The 22,400-nt window shown below is 41.2% G+C and carries 28 protein-coding genes and 1 tRNA gene; 2 read left to right on the top strand and 27 right to left on the bottom strand.

Annotated features, from left to right (window positions below):
• Positions 1 to 23: 23 nt before the first annotated feature.
• Positions 24 to 1,493: a betaine-aldehyde dehydrogenase gene (betB, locus tag NSQ36_RS14345; RefSeq protein ID WP_137054496.1), complete on the bottom strand. Its 1,470-nt coding sequence runs from the start codon at positions 1,491 to 1,493 to the stop codon at positions 24 to 26.
• Between the two features lie 207 nt (positions 1,494 to 1,700).
• Here betB and NSQ36_RS14350 point away from each other — a divergent pair, with 207 nt between their 5' ends.
• Both NSQ36_RS14350 and NSQ36_RS14355 read left to right on the top strand, forming a co-directional pair.
• Positions 1,701 to 2,258 (top strand): GbsR/MarR family transcriptional regulator, encoded by a 558-nt coding sequence (locus tag NSQ36_RS14350; RefSeq protein ID WP_310425911.1) that lies wholly within the window; start codon positions 1,701 to 1,703, stop codon positions 2,256 to 2,258.
• A 72-nt stretch (positions 2,259 to 2,330) separates the two neighbouring features.
• Positions 2,331 to 2,403: transfer RNA gene (locus NSQ36_RS14355), tRNA-Ala, on the top strand.
• A gap of 53 nt (positions 2,404 to 2,456) precedes the next feature.
• Here the strand turns inward: NSQ36_RS14355 and NSQ36_RS14360 are convergent.
• The 26 genes from NSQ36_RS14360 to NSQ36_RS14485 all read right to left on the bottom strand — a co-directional run bounded on the left by NSQ36_RS14360 (position 2,457) and on the right by NSQ36_RS14485 (position 22,397).
• Positions 2,457 to 2,645 (bottom strand): hypothetical protein, encoded by a 189-nt coding sequence (locus NSQ36_RS14360; RefSeq protein ID WP_106029225.1) that lies wholly within the window; start codon positions 2,643 to 2,645, stop codon positions 2,457 to 2,459.
• A 114-nt stretch (positions 2,646 to 2,759) separates the two neighbouring features.
• Positions 2,760 to 3,563 carry an N-acetylmuramoyl-L-alanine amidase gene (locus NSQ36_RS14365; protein ID WP_106032268.1) on the bottom strand — a complete coding sequence of 268 codons (804 nt, stop codon included), beginning with the start codon at positions 3,561 to 3,563 and terminating at the stop codon, positions 2,760 to 2,762.
• Positions 3,564 to 3,582: 19 nt separating this feature from the next.
• The gene (locus NSQ36_RS14370) at positions 3,583 to 3,846 is read right to left on the bottom strand and encodes a phage holin (RefSeq protein WP_003212734.1); all 264 of its coding nucleotides are present in this window, start codon (positions 3,844 to 3,846) and stop codon (positions 3,583 to 3,585) included.
• An 11-nt stretch (positions 3,847 to 3,857) separates the two neighbouring features.
• On the bottom strand, positions 3,858 to 4,070 hold the full coding sequence (locus tag NSQ36_RS14375) for a BhlA/UviB family holin-like peptide (protein ID WP_008344062.1): 213 nt from the start codon (positions 4,068 to 4,070) through the stop codon (positions 3,858 to 3,860).
• Between the two features lie 56 nt (positions 4,071 to 4,126).
• Positions 4,127 to 4,273, bottom strand: a complete 147-nt coding sequence (locus NSQ36_RS14380; protein WP_081311384.1) for an XkdX family protein — start codon at positions 4,271 to 4,273, stop codon at positions 4,127 to 4,129.
• Positions 4,257 to 4,622: a hypothetical protein gene (locus tag NSQ36_RS14385; protein ID WP_339205962.1), complete on the bottom strand. Its 366-nt coding sequence runs from the start codon at positions 4,620 to 4,622 to the stop codon at positions 4,257 to 4,259. The genes NSQ36_RS14380 and NSQ36_RS14385 overlap by 17 nt, the downstream gene beginning before the upstream one ends.
• A 2-nt stretch (positions 4,623 to 4,624) precedes the next feature.
• Positions 4,625 to 6,037, bottom strand: coding sequence for a pyocin knob domain-containing protein (locus tag NSQ36_RS14390; protein WP_339205964.1), 1,413 nt, complete (start codon positions 6,035 to 6,037; stop codon positions 4,625 to 4,627).
• 89 nt (positions 6,038 to 6,126) lie between these two features.
• On the bottom strand, positions 6,127 to 6,270 hold the full coding sequence (locus tag NSQ36_RS14395; protein ID WP_170965974.1) for an XkdX family protein: 144 nt from the start codon (positions 6,268 to 6,270) through the stop codon (positions 6,127 to 6,129).
• Positions 6,267 to 6,587, bottom strand: coding sequence for a hypothetical protein (locus NSQ36_RS14400; RefSeq protein ID WP_044140756.1), 321 nt, complete (start codon positions 6,585 to 6,587; stop codon positions 6,267 to 6,269). The genes NSQ36_RS14395 and NSQ36_RS14400 overlap by 4 nt, the downstream gene beginning before the upstream one ends.
• Before the next feature lie 13 nt (positions 6,588 to 6,600).
• Positions 6,601 to 7,986 carry a hypothetical protein gene (locus tag NSQ36_RS14405; protein ID WP_050943998.1) on the bottom strand — a complete coding sequence of 462 codons (1,386 nt, stop codon included), beginning with the start codon at positions 7,984 to 7,986 and terminating at the stop codon, positions 6,601 to 6,603.
• A 29-nt stretch (positions 7,987 to 8,015) separates the two neighbouring features.
• On the bottom strand, positions 8,016 to 9,146 hold the full coding sequence (locus NSQ36_RS14410) for a pyocin knob domain-containing protein (protein WP_339205967.1): 1,131 nt from the start codon (positions 9,144 to 9,146) through the stop codon (positions 8,016 to 8,018).
• Between the two features lie 7 nt (positions 9,147 to 9,153).
• Positions 9,154 to 9,327, bottom strand: coding sequence for a hypothetical protein (locus NSQ36_RS14415; protein ID WP_003212881.1), 174 nt, complete (start codon positions 9,325 to 9,327; stop codon positions 9,154 to 9,156).
• Positions 9,324 to 9,653 (bottom strand): XkdW family protein, encoded by a 330-nt coding sequence (locus NSQ36_RS14420; RefSeq protein ID WP_003213655.1) that lies wholly within the window; start codon positions 9,651 to 9,653, stop codon positions 9,324 to 9,326. The genes NSQ36_RS14415 and NSQ36_RS14420 overlap by 4 nt, the downstream gene beginning before the upstream one ends.
• Before the next feature lie 9 nt (positions 9,654 to 9,662).
• Positions 9,663 to 10,541 (bottom strand): hypothetical protein, encoded by an 879-nt coding sequence (locus NSQ36_RS14425; protein ID WP_050944001.1) that lies wholly within the window; start codon positions 10,539 to 10,541, stop codon positions 9,663 to 9,665.
• 14 nt (positions 10,542 to 10,555) lie between these two features.
• Complete coding sequence (locus NSQ36_RS14430) at positions 10,556 to 10,939, bottom strand: phage tail protein (RefSeq protein ID WP_003212666.1); 384 nt, start codon at positions 10,937 to 10,939, stop codon at positions 10,556 to 10,558.
• A gap of 11 nt (positions 10,940 to 10,950) precedes the next feature.
• Positions 10,951 to 11,874 carry a YmfQ family protein gene (locus NSQ36_RS14435; RefSeq protein WP_339205970.1) on the bottom strand — a complete coding sequence of 308 codons (924 nt, stop codon included), beginning with the start codon at positions 11,872 to 11,874 and terminating at the stop codon, positions 10,951 to 10,953.
• Positions 11,858 to 12,907, bottom strand: a complete 1,050-nt coding sequence (locus tag NSQ36_RS14440) for a baseplate J/gp47 family protein (RefSeq protein WP_050944003.1) — start codon at positions 12,905 to 12,907, stop codon at positions 11,858 to 11,860. Before NSQ36_RS14440 ends, NSQ36_RS14435 begins: the two co-directional genes overlap by 17 nt.
• A complete protein-coding gene (locus tag NSQ36_RS14445) occupies positions 12,900 to 13,322 on the bottom strand; it encodes a DUF2634 domain-containing protein (protein ID WP_012011034.1) in 423 nt (140 codons plus the stop codon). Before NSQ36_RS14445 ends, NSQ36_RS14440 begins: the two co-directional genes overlap by 8 nt.
• Positions 13,323 to 13,336: 14 nt before the next feature.
• A complete protein-coding gene (locus tag NSQ36_RS14450) occupies positions 13,337 to 13,603 on the bottom strand; it encodes a DUF2577 family protein (RefSeq protein WP_106029232.1) in 267 nt (88 codons plus the stop codon).
• Entirely contained in the window at positions 13,600 to 14,610 is a 1,011-nt protein-coding gene (locus NSQ36_RS14455; RefSeq protein ID WP_339205972.1) for a phage portal protein, read from the bottom strand. The genes NSQ36_RS14450 and NSQ36_RS14455 overlap by 4 nt, the downstream gene beginning before the upstream one ends.
• Before the next feature lie 11 nt (positions 14,611 to 14,621).
• On the bottom strand, positions 14,622 to 15,290 hold the full coding sequence (locus NSQ36_RS14460) for a LysM peptidoglycan-binding domain-containing protein (protein ID WP_003213616.1): 669 nt from the start codon (positions 15,288 to 15,290) through the stop codon (positions 14,622 to 14,624).
• Complete coding sequence (locus NSQ36_RS14465) at positions 15,283 to 19,464, bottom strand: transglycosylase SLT domain-containing protein (protein WP_339205974.1); 4,182 nt, start codon at positions 19,462 to 19,464, stop codon at positions 15,283 to 15,285. The genes NSQ36_RS14460 and NSQ36_RS14465 overlap by 8 nt, the downstream gene beginning before the upstream one ends.
• Positions 19,465 to 19,602: a hypothetical protein gene (locus tag NSQ36_RS14470; protein WP_088002055.1), complete on the bottom strand. Its 138-nt coding sequence runs from the start codon at positions 19,600 to 19,602 to the stop codon at positions 19,465 to 19,467.
• Positions 19,603 to 19,643: 41 nt separating this feature from the next.
• A complete protein-coding gene (locus NSQ36_RS14475) occupies positions 19,644 to 20,084 on the bottom strand; it encodes a phage portal protein (protein ID WP_008344099.1) in 441 nt (146 codons plus the stop codon).
• A gap of 521 nt (positions 20,085 to 20,605) precedes the next feature.
• A complete protein-coding gene (locus NSQ36_RS14480; protein ID WP_106029234.1) occupies positions 20,606 to 21,049 on the bottom strand; it encodes a phage tail tube protein in 444 nt (147 codons plus the stop codon).
• A 1-nt stretch (position 21,050) separates the two neighbouring features.
• A complete protein-coding gene (locus NSQ36_RS14485) occupies positions 21,051 to 22,397 on the bottom strand; it encodes a phage tail sheath family protein (protein WP_212045467.1) in 1,347 nt (448 codons plus the stop codon).
• Positions 22,398 to 22,400: the final 3 nt, after the last annotated feature.

The raw sequence follows: 22,400 nt of genomic DNA on the forward strand, positions 1-22,400 counted from the left end.
AATCTCCTCCAAATGTGTGATTTTTATTGAAACCAACGAATCGCTTCAGGTTTTGTATTACGATATACATGCTTCAGTTCCGTATATTCCTCAAGCCCGGTGCGTCCTAATTCACGTCCTAGACCTGATTGCTTATATCCACCCCAAGGTGCTTGAGCGAAATAAGGATGGAAGTCATTGATCCAAACTGTACCTAATCTTAATTGACGAGCGACTCTTTCGGCCTTGCTGATATCAGTAGACCACACGGCTCCTGCTAATCCATAAATCGTATCGTTTGCCAGCCCAATCACTTCTTCCTCTGTACGGAAGGATTCAACTGTCAATACTGGGCCAAAGACTTCTTCCTGGACAATCCGCATCTCTGACGTGCAGCCTGAGAAAATCGTTGGCAAGTAGAAGAACCCATTTGAAAGCTCCTCTGCGTCCGGTCTTTTTCCGCCTGTTTCTAATTTGGCGCCTTCATCTAACCCAATGCTGACGTATTTTTCTACTTTTTCTCGATGCTCAGCTGAGATGAGCGGGCCGCTCTGGGTTTCTTCATCAAAGCCGTTGCCTAGCTTGATTTTTTTCGTGCGCTTCACCAGTTCTTCTAAAAATTCAGCATGAATGGATTCTTCCACTAGCAAACGTGAACCTGCTGAACACACTTGCCCCGCATGGAAAAACACAGCATTCATTGCCTGGTCAACCGCTACGTCTAAATCAGCATCTTGAAACACAATATTCGGATTTTTCCCGCCGAGCTCAAGGGCGATTTTCTTCACATTCCCACTGGCTCCCTGCATGATTTTCTTACCTGTTTCAATACCGCCTGTAAATGAAATCAAATCGACTTGATCATTTACAGCAAGCTCATCACCAACCGTTGCACCTGGCCCAAGGACTAGGTTCGCAACCCCTGCTGGAATGCCTGCTTCTTCCATGAGTTTGAATACTTTGATCGTGGTGAGTGGTGTAATTTCACTTGGTTTTAAAACGATTGTATTCCCCGCCGCTAGAGCAGGAGCGATTTTCCAGCTTGCTTGAAGCAATGGATAGTTCCATGGAGTAATTTGCCCGCATACACCGACAGGCTCTCTGACCAATTCGCTTTTAGAGTTCGGAATTGGCGATGCAATGATTTCCCCGCCATCTTTGTCGGCAAGACCGGCGTAATATTGGAACACGTTCGCAATATCGTCCATGTCTGCTTTGCTTTCCTCTACTGTTTTACCAGTATCAAGCGATTCTAATTTGGCTAGTTCATCAAGATCACGTCTAATCAATTCAGCAATCTTAAACACCATATTTCCTCTTTCAAGTCCAGGCAAGTTTGCCCAGTCACCTTGATCGAAGGCTTTTCTCGCTGCCTTAATGGCGAGCTGCGCGTCATTTCTTGATCCTTCACTCACTGTCGCGATCACTTCTTGATTAAATGGATTAATGATATCCCGCGTGTCGCCGCTTTTGGCGCCAACCCATTGTCCATCTATAAATAGTGTTTGACTCATAGAAGGAACCTCCTCTGATTCTTTTCGATAAGTTTGTTAAATAAAAATTTAACGTTTTGAACATAATTAACGTATCATGTTCAAATTTTTCTGTCAAAGGGAGATATGCTTCATTTTCTTTTGACATTTTGCATTCTTTCGTTAACATATAGTCCATAAAGATTTTTTTGAACGTATTGAATTCTCTTAATAGAAAGCAGGGACAGGATGAAAAAGCAGGAACAGCCGCAAGCAGAAGAACGTATTTTAGCTGCTAAAGATCTAGTCATTGATTCCATAGCTGAAACGATGGATCTCTATGGAATTACACGAAGTGCTGGTATTCTCTATGGGACCATGTATTTAAATGAGGAAATGACGCTGGATGAAATGCGTGAAGAGCTGCAAATGAGCAAGCCAAGTATGAGTACAGGTGTGAAAAAGCTTCAAGACATGAATATTGTCAAAAAGACCTTTCACCGAGGACGAAGAAAACATAGCTTTGTTGCTGAAAAAGACTTTTTTAAGTTTTTCATGAACTTCTTTCCACAAAAGTGGGAACGAGAGGTCGAGGTCAATTTAGCGGCGATAGAAGAAGCGCAAGTGCGGCTTCAAGAGGTGGCTCGTGATGATCATCTGGAGGAACATATTAGAGAGGAAGCGCAGCAGCTCATAGAGCAGCTTGAAAGCTCAAAAGCCTACTATGACTGGCTGAGACGCTTAGCAGACTCTGTTCATTCAGGGGAAATCTTTGACTATATCCCGATTGATCAGAAAGAAAAATAGACGATGTGTGTGCGTTTTAAAGCTTGAATTTTACAGAAGGATTGATTATAATAAATTAAGTCGTAACACATCGGGGCATTAGCTCAGCTGGGAGAGCGCTACGCTGGCAGCGTAGAGGTCAGCGGTTCGATCCCGCTATGCTCCATACGAAAAACCATTCTTGAGAAATCAAGGATGGTTTTTTTATGTATATATTTCTTACAGCTCTGTTTGTTCTTTGTTTTTTCTTGAGCCTAATATCTTTATGATGCGGTACGCGATCACAGAAACATAAGCCGTGATGAGAATGATTGTGTAAGACACAGGATAATCACTCGTCATTCCGTGATAAAAGAAATAGATGAGCAGCACTGACAGCATGATGACTTGGAACAGTTCCTTTTTCATTTTACTCTCCCCTCATGATAGTGATTCGGTCGATTATATCACAAATGATGTCATTTTTTGCTAGCTATCAGCAAGGGAAATTCCATTCACCTGCTGATAGCCCTTTATGAATGATTACTTTTTTAGCAATTGTTCCATTTTGTTCTTCGTCTTCGGACCGTAAATCCCGTCTGCCGCTAGACCATTCATGAGCTGGAACCGCTTGACCGCATTCGCTGTTTTCGGTCCATAATAGCCATCAACTCCGTTGTTTTTTGCCCCTTTGTCTGGGTAGAAATAGAGTGAGGATAAGGCTTTTTGCACGGCTATGACTTGTGATCCTTTTGTTAAGGGCTTGGTTATTTTTAAGATGCCAGATGGCAGATTTGACGATTTCTGTTTGGTAACTGGTGCTTTGTGACTCAAGCTCTCTGTTCGAACTGGCTTTCTTGTGCTTTTGCTGCCGGTACGAGCTGTGGCTATTCCAGCTTTAAATTGATCCCACCGTCCGAGCAATTTCCTTGGACATTCTTTCCCGCTCCAATGTTTATGAGGCACTACATTTGATAAAGGAATTCCCAAATCGCCCATTAGCTTTCGAATGAGCCATTGGGCATTTTCGACTGCTTGTTCAAAGTTGCCGTCTGTATTTTCGCAAATTTCAATTCCGATTGATTTCATATTGCCATTGCCTCTGCCGTCTCCTGCATGCCAGCCGTTCTCGTTTAACGGTAAATGCTGATAAATCACCTGATCGTCGACAGTGTAATGCCAGCTGACTCCGGTACTTGAACGGGCAACAAACGCAGCGTGACTCCCCGCATTTGCACCTTTTGCCGTGTTAGAGGTATTATGCACCGTAATATAGAGCGGCTTCATCGTATTTCCTGGTCTGTTGCGGTTGTGTTTTGGAATGTAGGCTTGAATGATATTGACCATATTGTTTCTCCTTCAACGATTATTTTGTTAGCCCTCTTTGTTTCAGGGTATCTTTTTGTAATTGACCTTTGTAGGTCACATAATTGTTTTTAAACCAAGCGATAATGGCTGTCACCATCGTAAAAATGGTGGAACCTGCTACATATAGTGCCTCACCAGCGGTTTGTACTTGCTCCTCACTAATCGGTAGCACCGTCTGTCCAAACATGACAAGTGTTTGATTGATGAGCGCAATAAAAAGAAGCACTGTGCGAATCACAGTGCCTTTGTCGAATGTTTTCATGATTTCTCCTCCTATTTTAAATTCCGTTCAATTTTGTCGAGTTTGTCGATCACAACATCATACTTCTCACTAAACTTTGCTAACACATCATTTTGCGCCTCGATTTGTTCATTGAGCTTGTTTTCTCTTTCCTTTGTTGTGTTTAATACATAAAACAGCACCCAACAGAACAACACCGCAAACGGCCCTTGTGTCATTAAATATTGTGTCAAATCCATTTCCACTATACTCACCTACTCCCTCACTTTGCACACCCTGAAAGAAGGCAAAATAAAAACGCCTATTCAGCGTTAGTTGGATATTCTTCGTTTGTTATTTCTTTGTATTGTTTCGGCGTAATCTTCTCGAAACGAACAAATTTTGCTACGTCCTCATTTTCATAACATTTCCATTGATAGAACAATGAAATACTACGGAACCAATCCAATTAAATTACCTCCTTTTCCGTCAGCAGCATGATAAGTTCTGATATATTTTTCGATTGATTTTTCTGCTCTCTTTTCTGACTCTGCCAGCTGCTGAAGCAGATCAGCATTTTGCTGTTTTAATAAATCAATATCTGATGGCGGCAGCGGCTTTGGCTGCAAACTATCGATGTATTCTTGTGTTGCCGACTCATACCATGCCCTTTTCTCTTCATTGTATTTACCTTTGTACAAACCATCTTGAGGTCTTACATCTGTATATCCTTTTGGGATGCCTGCGTCCTCTTCAATTTCTACTTCTTCTCCTGGAAGGTAATTGAATTTTTCATCGTATTTATATATCCATTTCACTTTCATCCCTCCTGAGCCGCCATGAATTTAAAGCCGAACGTGATAAATTCATTTGGGTTTGTTGAATTGGAGACGCTTTGTATATACACATTACCTTTAGTATCAATATGTGTTCTGTGTGTTTGTGGTGTTGAACCAGTGCCGATACTAGATGCTACCCCTATAAAATGCATATCCTGTATAGGACGATAACCACTAGGCAATGTAAAAACAGGTACTGCAAAACCGATAGTACCCCCTGTAATAGAACCAATTAACTCTACCTCTCCAAATGGATTCTTATAAAATTGCACTTTTTGAGTGCCATATTGTTTCCATCCATTTATTATTGTTGTCGGAAACTTCCATTCTATTTGCTCTGCACTGGTTAACAAACGTTCCCATTTTGACCACACGCCATTCGCCATTGTCTTACGCCACGTTCGGTTTAAGTTGTCAAAGCCTATTGCCTGCCCATACGTACCTGTGCTATTACAAGTCCAAATCCCTCTTAACGCAGTACCAGGTCCATTGGTCGGTGCATTTGCAGATACAAAATGAACTAAACCTTGATACTTTTGTAATACTTCATGGAAATCGTCTGCATTACTAATGTAAAACTTACCTTGCCCATTGATATCAGTAATAGGAAATGCTTGAATTACTTTTAAATCTGTCGTTGTGAGCTGCCTTTCCCATTCAGTCCATGTAAAATCAGTCTTCCTAATTCTATAAAAAGAATTAAGACCGTTGACTGCATCATATATAGTTTGTAATAGGGTATTCCCATAACTTATCACTATCATAAATGCCCGTCTGATCTCTTTTGGACCATTAAGACCGGCATTATAAATGAGGTACATTCCTGTTTCTGTCATTTCGTTATAGTCGGTGGTCTCACTTACCCCTTTATAAATAGGCTTACCATTGTTTTGGGTTAATTTATACAGCTGTCCATTGTTCCATTTATCTTTTTCAGCTGCTGTCGGAAGCTGTGTCCAATTGATAGATATATGGCTAGCATTATAGTGGAAGTAATATGCATTACCTGATGTATCTATCGCAAAACCTGTTCCAATATTATTTTGTCCCACCGTCTGCATCCCTCGCATTGCAAATTGTGAAGGGCTATCCTCTATTCCACTGGGCGCATAAAATGTACAAGTCCCTTTGTCTTTAATTGAGTCAAAGATTTTTGAGTTGACAGGAATATTTAAAAGATGGACTCCATTGTCACCTGTAATTTTATACAGCTGCGACTCATTCCATTTCTTTTTTTCTACTTCTGAAGAGTGTTGTCTCGAATCATCAATATGATTCGTCAATTGTTCTGATATACCAGTGTCGTTATAAAGCAATGTTTTCAGCATATCGTTGAATAGATCAGCATGAGCTTTATCACTCGTTTCAAAAGAACGAGGAATTTTTATATCCAATGTATTCTCACCTTTCTACCATTGCATAAGTTGTTTCAATGAGATTAAGATAGAATCCAGCTAAAGAGAACAGCAAAAAAATAAAGCCATTAGGCTTCGTATTTTTCTCCTGTTATGTCTTGATAGTCATCTGCCGAGATCCAGCCAATGCTTACATAAAATGCAATGTCCTCTGGTCCGTAACATTGCCAGTCCCAGAATTGTTTGATATCTGCTACAGTTGGAAACATCATTCTGAATTTCCCCCTTTCTGCATAGCCAATAACTGCGTTAATTGTTTTGATAACAAAGCATTTTGTTTCTTTAAAAGTTCTATATCACTTGGCGGGAGAGGGGCTGGCTTTAGGCTATCTATATACTCCTGTGTCGCTGATTCATACCAGTGTTGTTTTTCCACATCAAATGCAGCTTTATAAAAAGAAGGATGATTGGGTGGTGCAATTGTTGTGCATTGATCTGGAATGACATAATTGCCTTCATCATCTCTTTCGAACACTTCGATAGGTCTGACCAATTCATTTTGATGATTGTATTCATAAGCTAGTATCATTTTTATCACTTCCTTAATTTAATGGGACGACCGTGTCTAAATAGTAGCCAGTTACGGCACTTTCATTCGCTGCCAGTAAACCTGTTAGCTTTAGCTCTCCTGTCTTATATATAAGTAATTTACTATGACCCGTTGTACCTGATACAGGCACTGACACTACAAGACCTTTCTCTGATAAACCCGCGGCTGGAATCCATCCACAGATGATTTCTCTATTTGCTTTTAGGTGGCCTCTTAGCAATAATAAATTTCCCCATTTTACATATTCAACTGGTCTATCCCCTATAGATGAACTTTTGTCTAAGGTCACACTCTGCCACGTGACATTTTCAAACTCAGTATTTGTCATTAGCTGTTTCCAGCCTCTGAACCCCCCATCTGTATGAGTCGTTCCGTACCAATGACTATTATCATAGCTTCGACTCACATGAAATGTTTTGCGGTTATTTCCCGTTTCTATAATATCTACATTAAACCAAGAAGCATCGGTCGTTGATGGCATATTCACTGCGTTCGTTCCAGAGACATAATAAAAGCCAGATGGCAGTGTTAATATATCTGTACCAGTAGGGATAAGCATTCTATTTCCATTCGCCTTCAATAACGGATGCTCGTTCAACCTCTTCCATCCGCTCCATTCTTGCTGAGTACCCGAAACATCTGTCGTGGAACGATTGATGTACACATCACCTGTATTATTTGCCCCAATAATCCAGCCATAGGTATTTTCACTAAAGACTGATAAGGCTCTCATAGAACTTCTTGTCGGCAAATCAGGATGTGCTTCGTGGATATACCAAGAATGCACGCCTGGTAATTTGATGAGTTTATCCAAAATACTAGGATCGTTTGCATTAATTCTTTCGTATGCTCTTCCATCGTCAGCGGTAATTTTAGATAGTTGTCCTGCGTCCCATTTGTTTTTTTCGTTTTGACTAGGTATTTGCAGCCAATTGATCGCAAGGTCATTCACATGATAGGAAAAACAAAATGCATTGCCTGATGTGTCAATCGCCATTCCTACACCAATATTATTTTGACCAACAAGCTGAAAGCCTCTTAATGCAGCATTACCTATAGCAGGAGAATCAACTACCCCAGAACCGCCTGGAGCATAAAATGAGCAGGCACCTAACGATTTTATCCCGTTATAAATACTGCTGCCAGATGGAATATTGATCAACTGGGATCCGTTATCATTCGTCATTTTATATAGCTGAGATTGATTCCATTTCTGCTTTTCTGTTTTAGATGCATGAGATGTTACATCATTTTCGTGTTGATTGATATGATTTAATAGTTCAGCATCATTTTCAATAATAACCTTTACCATGTCATTAAACAGATCTGCATGGGCTTTATCACTTGTTTTGAAAGTACGTGGTGTCTTTATCTCCATGTGATTCTCCTTTCACATTGTTTATGGAATTATCTTGTACTGAACTTAAAACCAAATGTAATAAACTCAGTTGGATTAGCATTATTTGAAGATGATTGCACACATACATTCCCATTCTTATCTATTAAGGTTCGATGGAATTGAGGTACTCCAGGTGTCCCTATACTCGAAGCGATACCTACAAAATGGATCGCCTGCTGTGGCCGATATCCTTCAGGCAAAATAAACACAGGGTTATTTCCTAAAATCCCACCTTTTATAGCACCTACCATCTCAACTTCCCCCAAGAGATTCTTTCGATATTTCACTGGCAAATTAATAGGGTCATATTCCTTCCAATTGCCATTAATCTCTTTAGGTGTTTCCCATGAACCTTCTAATAGATCTGATAGCGTGATTTGCTTCTCCCATGGTGTCCATGATTGTGCTTTGTGTCTAAGAACTCTAAAGTATGTGTTCTTCCCATAAACAGATTCATATGCTATTTGTACTAATGTACTGCCATAACTCATGACCAACAAAAACACTCGATCATGGGAAGGCGATGGACCATTCACTCCAGTATTATATATAAGATACATCCCTGTCTCCGTAAGGGTATTGTAGTCTGTTTCACTAGCAAATCCATGATAAAAGGGCTTTCCATCATCTTGTGTGATTTTTACTAATTGACCGTTATCCCATCTTTTTCTATCGCTTTCTGTAGGCAGCTTTGTCCATTTAATCGACGTATGTCCGGCTTCGTAATAGAAAAAATAAGCATTACCTGAACTATCCATCGCAAAACCAGAGCCAATATTTTCTTGACCTACTGTCTGCAGCCCTCTAATTGACATATTCGATGAGGCCGGAGAATCCTCCACACCAGCAGCTGCATAAAAAGTACATGTTCCTTTATCTTTTATCGCATCAAATATTCTGCCATCAGCAGATACATTAATCAGCTGTCTTCCACTATCTGCTGTGATCTTATAGTTCTGTGAATTATTCCATTTCTTCTTTTCTGTTTCAGATGCATGTACTCTCGCATCATTTGTATGTTTTAAGAACTGCTCTATTAATCCATGATCATTTTCAAGAAGTACTTTGACCATGTCATTAAACAAATCAGCATGTGCTTTATCATTTACTTCAAAAGGTTTTGGTTGTTTTATTTCCATTCAGTTTTCACTCCCTTGCTTTGATGCTTGGTTCCATTTCTTGTAGCTGCTCTAGAGTGAGCATCCTTTGCTCATATCCTGTTTTTAAATCTTCCATTGAACAATCGCCTAGTTCCACCGCTTGCTTGACCAATTCAGGAGTCACCCATTTAAAATACAACGCCATCACCCAATAATTCATGATTCACGCTCTCCTTTATATAAAAGGATCTCATTTTTTAGCGCTTTTATTTCGTTTGTTAGATGATCACATTGATGTTCAAGCTGTTTTCTCATGAGCTTTTCTTTGGCTACTTCTTGTGCTAGATAATCTAGCGGAAGAGGCGGTTGATACCTTGGATTGATTTGAGATTCGTCCCACCATTCTTTCAATTCTTTTGCCGTTGGCTTTGGCACATCTAGATGCCACTCGTTAATGTAAGAACCGTCTCCATCATTTCTAAGTTCAAAGTCCTTTTGCGGATCCGCATCGGGGTATTTATACTTAATGGCTTCATATAAAATCATAGAATCCTCCTATCCTCTCAGGAAATTTCTGCCGCCTACTTCTGTAATATCAAAATAGTTGTACCAGCCTGAATTTTCAGATACATAACGACTAACATCTCCGTCATATCCTGCATACATGTAAATTTCTAAATAATCCCCTTTATTAGCCGGTACATTCGCAGCACCATAAAGTCCCATACTAAAGCTCAACGTATCAGATGGGCTGGTCGGGCTCTGTCTTTGATGTGCAATATTTTTATACCTTTTTCCATTTAAATAGATCGATAATTCAAAGTTTGCGTATCGTTGAAAGGTTTCAATATAAACACCTGCATTCACTGAATACATTCCGTTTTCAGGGCAGATGAAGCGATTATTTTTGATATCAAAATTGTTATGACTGTCTTTTATCTTTCGATTAAAAAGGATTTTTTGATACTCACCTTTGGTTAATAACTGTTTTCCAGTTGTACCTATATTGGCATGACAGAATCCAGAGAGCTTATGCCAGTCGGTCCAACCAGATCCAGTCCACCAATGACGGCACCACGTACCTGTGCTATCAAAATAACTGCCCGCTTCGTTTCCAGTCCCATAGTAATATTGAACAAATCGAAAGTTACTATATTTTTCATTTTTCACAAAGCCAAATCTCGTAGGATATCCGGTATCATTCGCTTGTCCAATATCCATGAACGTAATGCCATTAGGATATTCCTCACCGCTGACTGATGCATCTTGAATGGCTTGATCGCCTGTTAGTTTAAATAAGCTTTCATTTGTGATTCCTTCTATTTGTAGCCTGAGCGCATTGTCATTCTCTACTAGAGTGTCGACCATCCGGTTAAATAAGCTGGCATGTGCTTTGTCAGAGGTTTCAAACGGTAAAGGTGATTTGATGTCCATTTCATTCCCCTCCATTAATAAATATCATCAATCTCAAAAACAAATTCGATGTCGCCGTCTTTTTGTTTGTCTGTCATGGTGCGGATGGCGGTGAATTTGCCGGCTTCGTCGACAAGTGCTAGTTCGTTGATGACTTCTCCTGCAAGTTCTCCTTCGGCGATCGTGCAGGTGTAGCGGATTTTTGCTGGTTCCATGAAGGTAAACGAATCAATCTCTTTTTGGACGAGTTCTTTTTTGAGTTTTTGTTCAGTGCCGTCTAGTGATATCGGTTTCCCATCCTTCGTCCCACCATTTCCAAATGCCATTTTGACGACTTTTGTGAGTTTTGTTCCTTCGGCTCTTGCCTTTGCCATTTGTTGACGTGCATATAATGTTGTTACGGTTAATTGATCAGCCATTGTGATCCTCCTTATAGTTCTATTTTTTGAGAAGTAGCTGCTAGCATTTTTGATCCGTCGAGCGGAACAGATCCGTCGAGAATCCAGTAATGATCCTTAATCAGTAAGCTGCCGCCCTGTTCAGTTTGGACATGTACTGGCAATCGGAACGTCATTTTCTTCTTGGTTTGATGCTGGAGCTGATTTTTTATGCGTAAAGTCAATGCCGCTCCTTGCTTCGTTTCATGTACCGCTCCAGTCATGACATAATTCATTCGGTATGTGTTCTCTGACTTATGCTGAAGCGGCATTCTCATCTTCAACGAATGCCGAAAACGAGCAGGTACATCGGTTGTCCCTCGTGTTCCGCTCAGATAAAACGACCCATTTAATACAAATTCACCATTGAGTAAAATCGGGATATGATCGAAAAAACCCACTCTGCTTCGCAGTGTGAGCCTCCCGTGATGATCATTTATTTCATGTACATCGGTATGATGAAATGCAGTGAACGTATAAGCCAAATGAGCTGGCTTTAACGTTTCAAGTATTTCTACAATATATCTAGTGTTTTGCAGATCATCTAGATTCACACGTAAGGCGAAATGGTAGCGATTGGTGGTCAGACGGATGATGGCACTTGGATTTTTGAGAAAGCGATTCACCGATTTCTCTAAAGAAAGATACGTGATCGGTGGAATGTTTGACATCATATTGAGTAAGCGTGCTCTGCGAAGTTCAATGGAATCATCTGATTCTCGCTGCACCTTCAGCATTCTTTCCCATCTATTCAATCCCCATGTCGCTGTCAAAGGGAAGAGCTGATCCGTTAAATCGAAAATGGATTCATCCAATTGCTCAAACTCTGGCGCTTCTGTTTTGAGCAGGTGATCAACTTCATAAATCTCTGTAAAATATGGCGGCAAGTAGTTTTTCATTTCATCCTGTTTGCTCAATAACCTTCACCTGCCTCAGACGCGGTATCTCAATGTCCTGTAATACTAAGTTTTTTGACTCCCCATTCAATAACACGTTTGCATAATCTGATACACTTTCTGAATGGTACAGAATGTCATTTAATGCGGACATTCGAATGGTACTCTTTTCAAATGCAATTGATTTCAACAGCGCTTTGACCTTTTCTTCTATTTCTTTCTGCGCTCCTTCAAGGGTCCAGTCCATTTGAAGTTCGACGGCTACTTCTATGTCAATGTCCAGCCATTTGGCGCTTTCGACGGTCGCTTTTGAACCAATAGGCGCTTGTCCTTCTCCTTCGCCTGGTACTGGGTCGATATATTCCTGTACTCTTTTAACAAGCAGATCTGATGCAACATCTAGATTGCCGTCTGTGATGACAATCTTGACTGTTCCTTCTCCATTCCAAAGCGGGAATACCTTCGCTCTGCCAACCCCTGTCACTTCCTCAGCCCATTTTTTATAATGCGCCTTGTTGGCACTGACAGCCTCTCGCCTAGCACGTATTAAGTAGCGATCATATAACGAAGCGTCATCTTCTTCCTCTTGTCCGGGTATTACCAAATCTTTCATGATAATTGATTCAAGCCCCGGGATTGTATCAAGAGATAGTAGCGGCTGATCTGTTAATTGACCATTGCCGATCCTGCCAGGTGTCTCGCATTCTAGCGTGCCATCGTTCGAATATTGGAAATAGACGTCTTCAATAAAAAACCGTGAGCCAGCTGGGATGTTGATATCCTCCGGCTGAATAGCTGCGGACCAAACCGCTTTAGTCGCTGGTTTTCTTTCAATTCCTACTTCAGCGGCCCGCCGATCTAGAAACTCTCCTTGTGCTGTATCTGCAAAGACCAGCTCGAATACTTGATCAAGCCAAATATAGGACTGGGCCAGTTCAGCGGCAGCAGGTGCCAAGGCATTCCAAATGACGCTGTTTTCTCTTTTATCTATATCATCTGGCAGTCTGTCTAGCATTCTTTCCATTAATGCTTCATACGTTTGTTCCTCAAACATCGCTCTCCATCACCTCCTCTATTTCTAATGTGCCTTCATCTGTGACAATAGCTAGCTTGACATGAAACGAGTCATTTTCCTTTGTGACCTCTATCTCTTCAATATGATCAATCCGTTCGTCCACAATCAATGCTTCCTCTAGCAGCCTCGGAATCTCCATTTCTTTGTATTCATCCGTGGCTTCTGTATCCGTCAAGAGCTCCTGAATTTCAGTGCCAATGTCGTGGCTGTAAATAGGATGTGCATACCGCTCTGTCCTAAGTGTCATATAAACGAATTGACGAATTGCTTCAATGCCTGAAATGGTTTCACCTGTCAATCTGCCAGTTTCAACATCTATTCGATACGTCGTCGAGGTTTCCACCTCTTCGTCTTCTTCTGTTTCCTCAATTTCTTCCTCTGGTGAAAGTGCCACGTTCATCACCTCCCTTACAATTTGTCGATGATGTAGAAGGATTGCCCTCCTGCCATTGCCAGCACCATAATGCTGTCTCCCCTTTTCAGTTCATCATCCTCACCCTTATTTAGGCGCTTTGGCCAAATCAGTAATTCTTCCGGGATGATCAGTTTATGGTTTTCATTTAACCGGATGCTTACAGGAGAAACTGCCGTGACTTCTCCAATCACCAGATCAATTGGAGAGGCGGCGTCTACAGCATTCACTGCTAATCGTTTAATCGCTTCACTTAACCTCACGCTTGATCACCCTTTGGAATGGAATTTTTCTCAACGACATCAATTGTCATGGTGTGTTTCACCCCACTGAATTCATGTTTGTCCTGATCGATCCAGTACGTTTTTTTTACGTTGATTTCAGGGATTTTCAAATAGATTGGAAGCCCGCTTTGCAGTTCAGGAATGCCTAGCGCTTGGATGCTTTTGACTTCTTGTTTCACGCCTTTTTTCTCTGCCAGCCGTACTTTGGCTCTTTTTTGCAGCTGCGGCTGGTTGATTTGCCCTGTAACCGTCTCAACATGCTGTAAAATACCGTATTTACTCTGACCTGCTTTATCCTGTTCGACCACTACAATCTCTGATTTGCTACCTTTTTTCTTATTTTTCCCCTGTTCATCCGCAGACGTGCGCAGCTTGACACGAGTGGCTGTTTCTTCAATCGAGGTGCTGTACTGATAGCCAATGAGATTGACACCTGATTCAATGACCCATACGTCCTCTGGATCTGGCCAAGCTCTCAGCCCCATCTTTCCTTTAGCAGAATAGATTTGATAGTTTCTGCCGGTTTGCCGCTTTGTCTCTTTTAATGCTTTCAGAATCATGTCATATAGGCTCGTATCGTTTTTAAACACTAGTGATTTTATGACATGACCTGTATTGGCGATAGAGGTCATTGGAATTTGAAAGTCAGCCCCAATCCGTCTCAAGATTTGATCTGCTCTTTGTTTTGAAAAAACATAGACATCTTGGTTTTTCACCAAATATTGAAGCATGTCGTATGCGGTAAAGGTCTGTTTCCCTTCAACAGGCGTCCGAGAAAACACAATGCCTCTGAACAGCTCTTTCCCTTTCCATTTAAAAAGAACCGTGTCCCCTTCTGAGACACGGTAATATGTTTGACTGCCTTGCTTAGTGATAATATTTGCTTGGATAGAGCGAGGGGCTTGATACCTTTGCCCCTGAAGTATCACACTCTCTGTGACAAGCTCATACATGGTGCCGCTTCTGATGGCAAAAAGTTCGATCAATGCCAGCCCCCCTATTGTGGTATTTTTAACCTTTGTCCAGGGAAAATCCAATGCCCCGGCTGCTTAATATTGCGTTTGCTACGTTTAATCATCGCTAATTTATTGGCATTCCAAATACGTCGCCATTTTGTACTGTCGCCATAAAACCTGCCTGAAATAGCCCATAGCGTATCCCCTTTTTTGACGGTGTACATTTTTGGCGGTGTTTTTGAAGGCCTTTTCTTTTTTGTTTGTTTTGCTTTTTTCTTTCGTTTAATTTTCCTAGGTGATGCGGTTTTGTATTCCTTTAACTCGATCGTAAATTCACGATCGCCAATATCATATGATCCTTCTTTATGGGTGAAGCTTTCAATGCTGCACGTCATATTGATTTTTGTCCCCGTTACAATCAACCGCACAGACTTCTTTGAACGCATCATTCGTTCTATTTTCGCTATCGCATTCTCCGGTGATGGAATGCTTTTATATTCAGCAATTGGCGAATATTTCTTAGGAAATAATGAAGTGAATGATACTTGCTTAGCCGATGGGACATCAATAAAGGTTAGTTCTCCAAAAGAGGCAACCTTTACCGTTTCATTTTGTACGTTATTTGTGATTTCAAGTTCGGATGGAAGGACAGGGAATCGCAACTTGTCCTTTCCTTGGGAAATCCACAATTGATACACTGATTTACCCATCAATCACGACCCCCTTCGTTCCTGTATGAAGCTCTACTTCCAGTTCATCTACGAGCATTTGTCTAATTTTTTCGACAAGCGATTGCTGATCTTGTCCATTATGGAAATGCTGGTCTCCATTGAATTGAATCGTGATTTGTTTATTACCTGGCGATGCAGTACGACTAGAAGACTGAGCTGAGGTGACTTGCTGCATCTGTGATTCTGGTAAAGGAGCAGATGCATTTGCTGGATCATATACTTGCATCCCAAGTGCCTTGGCTGCCTGCGCTAATAAATACCTTCCGCGAATGCCTCTTTCTTCAGGTATGATCCATTCGCGTTTGTTTCCTTCACCGACTCTAGCAACCTGCTCCTGAGTAATCAGTCCGCCATTTGCGTAGCCCTTATAAGGCCCGCCTCTTCTCATACTTCGTAATCCTGGTGTATTGAAGACTGTTCCATATCTGCCCTTAATGTAGTTAATGGCTGCTACGGCATTATGAATTGGGTTCCAAATGTCATTCATGCCTTTGCCTTTATTGGAGTTAAACGTTGGTCCAATGGTTTGCATTAATCCTTTAGAAGGCGTTCCCTTCTTGGCGTTTGAATCCCATAAGTTGATTGCTCTCGGATTTCCACGCGACTCATTCTGTGCGATGGTCATCAAACCTGGGAGCCAGCTCATTGATGTACCAGTTGCCATGATAGCCGCCATGAGCCATTGTTTTATATTAAGCCCTGAAGCCCCCATACCGCTGAAAGCGCCAATTAATGAACCAGCCTGATTTTCAGCAAACTTTTTCACATCCACTGAGTCGAGTCCTTTGACGACACCGATCGATGCGAATTTCCCAAGACTCATCATGACGCGTGAAGGGGAATGAATATCTAATTCCTCTCTAAACGCCTGCTCTACTTTCTTCGCCATTTCTTTGGCAGCTTGTGTGACTTCACTTGCTTTTGAACGCATGCCACTGTTAAAGGCATCCATCATTCCTGAGCCCCAGCCTGGTGATTCTTGTTTTGCTTGTAGAAATGGTTGTTTGATGTGCTGATCTACGTATTGGCTAGTACCAACTGATGTGGCATTTTGACCTGTGGCAAAACCACTAACCGTTCCAGAACCCCAAGTTGGTGATGCTGTCATCACTTGTTGGTATGGTGCTTTTACACGACTTTGCAAAAAGCTGTCTGTTCCTGTTGGTGTCACCTGCTGACCATTCGCAAAAGCAGCAACTGTTTGCTGACCGTACTTATTTGAGTCTGAGGTCAATTGACCAAAAGGCTGCTGAATATTCTTTTGTTTCCATTGATCAAGTGTAATCATTTTTTGATTTAATCCTTGTTCAAAATCCTTATTAAATTGCTCGCCTATGCTGGAGGCTTGAATGTTCCCAGTCATCGAGACCGATCCGTCTATTGAACCGACAGAAGATGATGAAGCTACTGCTGTAGGAGCTGGAGAGCTTGATACTTGATTTCCAGCTGCTCCGCTTGGCATAACAGACATCCCAAGATGAGAAGCAGCCTGAGCAAGCAGCATCTTCCCGCGCCCTCGGTTATTTTGAGTTGGAATGACAAATTCGTTACCTGCTTCACCGACCCATGATAAGGTTGGCTGGGTGATATAGCCGCCTGTGGCATTGTTATCAGGTTTTTTCTTCCCAACAATCCAATTTATGACTACATCTACAATACCGCCTGCTTTGTCAAAAATCTTTTTAACCCAACCAAATGCTGCAGAAAAACCATCACTAATAGCTTCTGCTACTTTTACAATCGGCTTTTGAATGTTGTCCTCAAACCATTTGGATAATCCATCCCATATATCTGTCACCACTTTATACGCTTCTTCGAACTTTTTCCCGAAACTGTCTTTAATGGTTCCTACGGTATCTACAAGTGGATTCCACACATTTTCCATAAACCATGACGATACAGCTCCAAAGATTGATTGTATCTTTTTCCATGCATTTGATAATGCTGTCCAAATCCCTGTAGCGACTGTAACAACTGTACTGCTCAGTGGTGTCCAAACGTTTTCAATAAACCAACCCGCTACTGCACTGAACGTTTCTTGTATCCATGTCCATGCATTGACTAAACTTGACCAGATGGTCGTTGCTACCGTAACGACTGTGTCGCTGAGCGGTGTCCAAACGTTTTCGATAAACCAACCCGCTACTGCACTGAACGTTTCTTGTATCCATGTCCATGCATTGACTAGACTTGACCAGATGGTTGTTGCTACCGTAACGACTGTGTCGCTGAGCGGTGTCCAAACGTTTTCGATAAACCAGCTTGCTACTGCACTAAATGTTTCTTGAATCCATGTCCAGGCATTGACTAGATTTGTCCAGATGGTTGTTGCTACTGTAGCGACTGTATCACTTAGTGGCGTCCATACATTTTCTGTGAACCAAGCGGCGACTGTTGACCAAACTTCAACAATTTGATTTTTGATTTCAATGGCTTTTTGGCCAATCTTTTCAAATCCGCCGCCATCAAACCATTTTCCAATTGTTTCACCGATAGATTCTCCGCCCATACTTCCAGCAATGCCGCCTACTAGACCGCCGATGGCTGTACCTATCCCTGGGACTACGCTGCCAATAGCTGCACCTGCTGCAGCACCTGCCATTCCGCCGGCGATGCCGCCTCCAGTCGTACCAATCTTTTCACCAGCATTCTCTTTGTTCATACCAATTAGATTTGTTGCACTAAGTACACTTCCTAGAATAGGTACTTTCTTTAATAATTTTCCGCTCCCTTTACCTATACTTTTCATTGCATTCCCTAATCCACTTAACCCCTTGCTACCTTTCACTAAACCCGTAAGTCCGCCAGCTGAAGCTGCGATACCCGCACCTTTCTTTAGTCCAGTAGGGATTTTTCCAAATAATTTACCTGCATTTGTTTTCAGTTTCCCTAATCTACTTGGAGGTCTTCTATTCATTTCGGCCCTTGATGTAGCATTTGGATTTCTTGTCTGTCTTGGTGAGCGACCATTTCGATTTTTAGTTTTAGTAGATCCTCCCCTGCTTAAACCTCTTGCACAGCAGGGGCAACAACTATTGCGAAACAAGCCTTTTCCACCTCGCGACTGAGGTTTCGTTTTGGGAGCTGGATTTGATGGTGTTGATGTTGGTGCTGTTGTTGGTGTTGATGTTGGTGCTGTTGTTGGTGCTGTTGTTGGTGCTGTTGTTGGTGCTGTTGTTGGTGCTGTTGTTGGTGCTGTTGTTGGTGCCTGAGTGGTACTTTCACTTGATTGATCACTTGCACCTAAGAGTCGATCTAATCCAGCCTTCACCAATTGATCTAGTTTTTCTTCAGGATTAAATTTAATTTTCTCTTTAATTCTTCCGATCACATCTTGCTTGTACTCTTCTATTTTATTTTCAACCCAAGGAAGTGCCTTTTCATCCCAAAACTTTCTAGGACTCAATTTTTCCTTCACTTTATCTGCAACGTCACCTGCATATTTTTGAATTTCACTTAACCCCTTATTGGCAAGGTTCTGGAGCCAGCTCTGTTTAGGATCTTCTGTTTTCACTGACGGACTAACAGCCTCAGGTTCTTTTTTTATGTTTTGTTCTTTCACAACCGACTCTGCTTGATCTCGTTTTTTCAACTTACTCTTTGCATTGTCTTGAACAGACACTCTGATTTCGTGTTTAGACATCGTCAAGCTTTTGAGCGTCTTTTTGATTCGTTGAATTGCAGCGGTGGCTTGGTCAACCATGTTTAATCTCATATAGTACGTTCTGTTCATGAGCTGAAAGATAGATTTTTTGATTGATGACATTTTACCCGACAATTGATCGTTTAGTTTAAACGTCAGCATAATGGGGCTTGTTCCCGCTTGCTTTAAACGATTTATGCTAGATTTAATGACATCTAATCCCTTCGCTTGAATGGATATGACCAAGTGATTCGGGAACATATTTAACTGATTGTTTAATGCTTTAAGATCACGATAGATTCCTTGATCCAGTCTCATGGAAATCACTGACATTTTCTGAAGCGATAAACTAAAGTTTCTTAATTTCTTGTCATCTATATCCAGGTTTATTTTCACCGGTTTTCTAAATGGTTTGAGCTGCTTCTCAAATGTTTGAAATCGTTTTTGTATGCGCAGCAGCTTCTTCGATACTTTGTCTTCTAATTCAAATCGCGCAGTGAGTTTCGCCAATTATTTCCCTCCTTTCTTTGCTTCTTTTTCTAGCATGTCGAGTTTGTAGCTGATGAGTCCAAATAGGAGTGCTTTGAATGGTCTTGGTGATTCGTATAAATCTAGGAGTTCAGATGGGGAGTAGTGAAGCTCGTGCATGGCGTAATATAAAAACACGGCTTCCTTATCCCCATCTTTTATTAGTTTTTTGCTGCGTCTTCTAAATCTTCAATTTCGTCTTCGAATCCGTTGATTTCAATCGCTTTGTTTAACCAGTTTGCGTATTCACCACCGACAGATAATACACGTTTTGCGACTTCAACTGGATCTTGTGTGCTGTAGGCTTCTCTTAATTCCTTCGAGCGGAAATCTGGATAAATAGTCGATTCAATGGCAATTCGTGCGTAGAAACGCTGGCTGTCTAAGTCCTTCACGCGGCCTCTGCCTTTGACATTCTTGAAGGTCGTGTTTTCTTTTTCCAGTTCATCAATGCGTTCAGTTGTAATGGCTTTAAAGACAAAAGGGATGACATTCCCTTTTTTATCAACAAAACGCTTAGAAATTGGTACTTTGACCTCTTCCGCTTCTACTGTTTGTCCTGGCATAAAAAATGAAAGATCAAATGTTTGTTTTTCGCTCATGTTTAAAAACTCCCTTTGATTTGTTTTTTTGAATGCAAAAAAGCACATCCATTTTTGAATGTGCTTTCCAATCTTTTCATGTATAATATAAATCGTACAATTGAACGGCTTGCTCAAGGGTGTCTGGCTCATCCCCGATAGGAAGGGGGTGATGCCAATGTCAACATTTGAAGCGATTTCCCTAATGCTTTTATTCGGGATGTTTATCTTTACTTTGTTGACGTATATAGACAAAAAATAGACTCCCCTTGAGCTTTGGACGGTTGAAGGGAAAGTCTATCCTTAAAACTATCTAATTGATTAGCCAGCCCCTTGAGGGCCTCATTGTACATTGCCGGGATGTTGTCGCATCCTAGCTTCTTTTTATTGTATGCAAATCGCTTTGCATGTAAACACGTTTTCTTAATTACTACATTGTTTAAGGATTACAGTTAAGTGTAATTACAGAATCCGTAATTTGAATTCATTATAACATAACGATAATTTTTTCAACAAAGAAATGTTACTTTTTTTATCTCTTTTTAAAATGTATCTTTCAACTTCTCAGGAAGATCAAAGTCCTCAAACGTGAAAGGAACTTCTTCTTCAAGTGCTTCTGAATCGACATCCAGTCCAGCAATTTTAGCCGAATCAAAGTTGACATCAAATAATGTCACACGCTCAGTACCTCGGCCTGATGATTTATCGTCAATCACCGCTTGAAGAGTGAAATAAGGATCTTCCCCTTTTTTCACATAGTTGAGCATGAGTTGTACGAAACGTGAAGTGACTTTATAGAATGTTGCCGTTCCTGTTCCGTTTGCCCCAGTTGTTTTATGACCAGTCATTCTTCGGCCCATCACGTTGACTTCTGATTTGTTTTTCTCCACGTTTGCTTCAAACGTTTTGATAAAGGCAAGCTCCTCACCTTCTAAGAAAAGACGACCCTCTTTACCTGAAATTGTATTTTGCGCTTTAAAAGCCATCTTACTTCACCTCCACATTGAAATAGAATTTTTCTGCTGCATCTACTGGTTGAACAGCTAGATCGATAATAAATCCATCACGATCTTCATTGAGACCGATGACGATATCTGTTTCTGAGTTAAAGCCTGTAATGCCGCTGCCATCTTGAAGCTGTGTGAGATACTGTGTAATCAGTGTTTTCACAAGCTGCACTCCATCATCAGATGCTGGAATGTCATTGCCATTGGCTTTGCGTAATTTAATCAGATTTTTTAATTCGAACGTTAAATCATTGTTGATGGCATCAAGCACACGAATGATTTTGTTTTTCGCCATTTGCTGATTCTTTTCAGCTGTGAAGCTTGTTAAAGAGTTAATATCTTTTTCAACACTCACCGTGCGGTCTCTCGCATCAAAAGTGAAGATGAACTCCCCTTGTGATAATCGGTATTCTACTTGATCATTATCAAGGCGTTCTAATGTATCTACTGCTCCTTCGTATTCAACAAAGGTGAGTGACTGATTGAAGTTTGCACCTGCACTTGCCCCTGCGACCCAAGCTGTTGTTTGAGCAGGTGTTAGTTCTGTTCCATCTTCCAGCACAACACCACTTGTCACATTAATGATGCCTTCTTGGTCAGCTGCATAGTTCGCCACAACGCCTTGCACCTTACGTCCTTGCTTATCACGTAAACGCTCGATAAAGGAAGCGAATGTCGCTTTTAATTGCTCACTTTTATCGACTGGGAGAGCAATGACATCAAAGTATTCCGTTTCAGCTGCTTCTAGGAAAGCTGTATAATCTGCGACACTTGCCACACCGTTTTTTCCGCCGCTTAGTGCCACACCAGCCGTGATAACTGCTTCACCTTCACCAGAAAATTGAACATATTTGTTTTCTACAAGATCTTTGACATCCGTGACAACCTGCTTATCGACAATATCTGTTCCAAGATAAGTGATGACGTCACGTTTTGTGCTGTCGAGTACATTTTCTGCCACTTGGATAGTGATCTCATTTCCTTTTTGACCGCCATAATTGGCTGTGACCACAAATTTTTCTGCGATTTCCGCTTTGGCTTGTACCCCTTCGTTTAGGCGGTAAAGCAAGACCGTTTGTGCTTTTTTCTTTGCTTCACGGAAAAGAAGAAGTGACTTGTCATCAATGTTGAGTCCAACCTTTTTATTTAAGTCTTCCATATTGGAAACGGAAATAAAGGTTTTTGGTTCTCCCCAGCTCATCACAAGAGGAAGTGCCACCGTACCTCGATCGCCTAAAGTAATTCGCTGCTCTGCTGTTGTTTTAAAATTAAAGTAAATGCCAGGACGCTTTTTCTCTGTACCTGGTGTAAATGTGCCTCCGTTCATCCT

The sequence above is a fragment of the Bacillus sp. FSL W8-1143 genome (assembly GCF_037965155.1).
GTDB lineage: Bacteria > Bacillota > Bacilli > Bacillales > Bacillaceae > Bacillus > Bacillus pumilus.

What these genes read in the sequence shown, in the direction of transcription:
- betB (WP_137054496.1), bottom strand. Translation starts at nt 1,493, where the DNA reads ATGAGTCAAACACTATTTATAGATGGACAATGGGTTGGCGCCAAAAGC.
- NSQ36_RS14350 (WP_310425911.1), top strand. Translation starts at nt 1,701, where the DNA reads ATGAAAAAGCAGGAACAGCCGCAAGCAGAAGAACGTATTTTAGCTGCT.
- NSQ36_RS14360 (WP_106029225.1), bottom strand. Translation starts at nt 2,645, where the DNA reads ATGAAAAAGGAACTGTTCCAAGTCATCATGCTGTCAGTGCTGCTCATC.
- NSQ36_RS14365 (WP_106032268.1), bottom strand. Translation starts at nt 3,563, where the DNA reads ATGGTCAATATCATTCAAGCCTACATTCCAAAACACAACCGCAACAGA.
- NSQ36_RS14370 (WP_003212734.1), bottom strand. Translation starts at nt 3,846, where the DNA reads ATGAAAACATTCGACAAAGGCACTGTGATTCGCACAGTGCTTCTTTTT.
- NSQ36_RS14395 (WP_170965974.1), bottom strand. Translation starts at nt 6,270, where the DNA reads ATGATGTTTCCAACTGTAGCAGATATCAAACAATTCTGGGACTGGCAA.
- NSQ36_RS14400 (WP_044140756.1), bottom strand. Translation starts at nt 6,587, where the DNA reads ATGATACTAGCTTATGAATACAATCATCAAAATGAATTGGTCAGACCT.
- NSQ36_RS14405 (WP_050943998.1), bottom strand. Translation starts at nt 7,986, where the DNA reads ATGGAGATAAAGACACCACGTACTTTCAAAACAAGTGATAAAGCCCAT.
- NSQ36_RS14410 (WP_339205967.1), bottom strand. Translation starts at nt 9,146, where the DNA reads ATGGAAATAAAACAACCAAAACCTTTTGAAGTAAATGATAAAGCACAT.
- NSQ36_RS14415 (WP_003212881.1), bottom strand. Translation starts at nt 9,327, where the DNA reads ATGAATTATTGGGTGATGGCGTTGTATTTTAAATGGGTGACTCCTGAA.
- NSQ36_RS14420 (WP_003213655.1), bottom strand. Translation starts at nt 9,653, where the DNA reads ATGATTTTATATGAAGCCATTAAGTATAAATACCCCGATGCGGATCCG.
- NSQ36_RS14425 (WP_050944001.1), bottom strand. Translation starts at nt 10,541, where the DNA reads ATGGACATCAAATCACCTTTACCGTTTGAAACCTCTGACAAAGCACAT.
- NSQ36_RS14430 (WP_003212666.1), bottom strand. Translation starts at nt 10,939, where the DNA reads ATGGCTGATCAATTAACCGTAACAACATTATATGCACGTCAACAAATG.
- NSQ36_RS14440 (WP_050944003.1), bottom strand. Translation starts at nt 12,907, where the DNA reads ATGTTTGAGGAACAAACGTATGAAGCATTAATGGAAAGAATGCTAGAC.
- NSQ36_RS14460 (WP_003213616.1), bottom strand. Translation starts at nt 15,290, where the DNA reads ATGGGTAAATCAGTGTATCAATTGTGGATTTCCCAAGGAAAGGACAAG.
- NSQ36_RS14470 (WP_088002055.1), bottom strand. Translation starts at nt 19,602, where the DNA reads ATGCACGAGCTTCACTACTCCCCATCTGAACTCCTAGATTTATACGAA.
- NSQ36_RS14475 (WP_008344099.1), bottom strand. Translation starts at nt 20,084, where the DNA reads ATGAGCGAAAAACAAACATTTGATCTTTCATTTTTTATGCCAGGACAA.
- NSQ36_RS14480 (WP_106029234.1), bottom strand. Translation starts at nt 21,049, where the DNA reads ATGGCTTTTAAAGCGCAAAATACAATTTCAGGTAAAGAGGGTCGTCTT.
- NSQ36_RS14485 (WP_212045467.1), bottom strand. Translation starts at nt 22,397, where the DNA reads ATGAACGGAGGCACATTTACACCAGGTACAGAGAAAAAGCGTCCTGGC.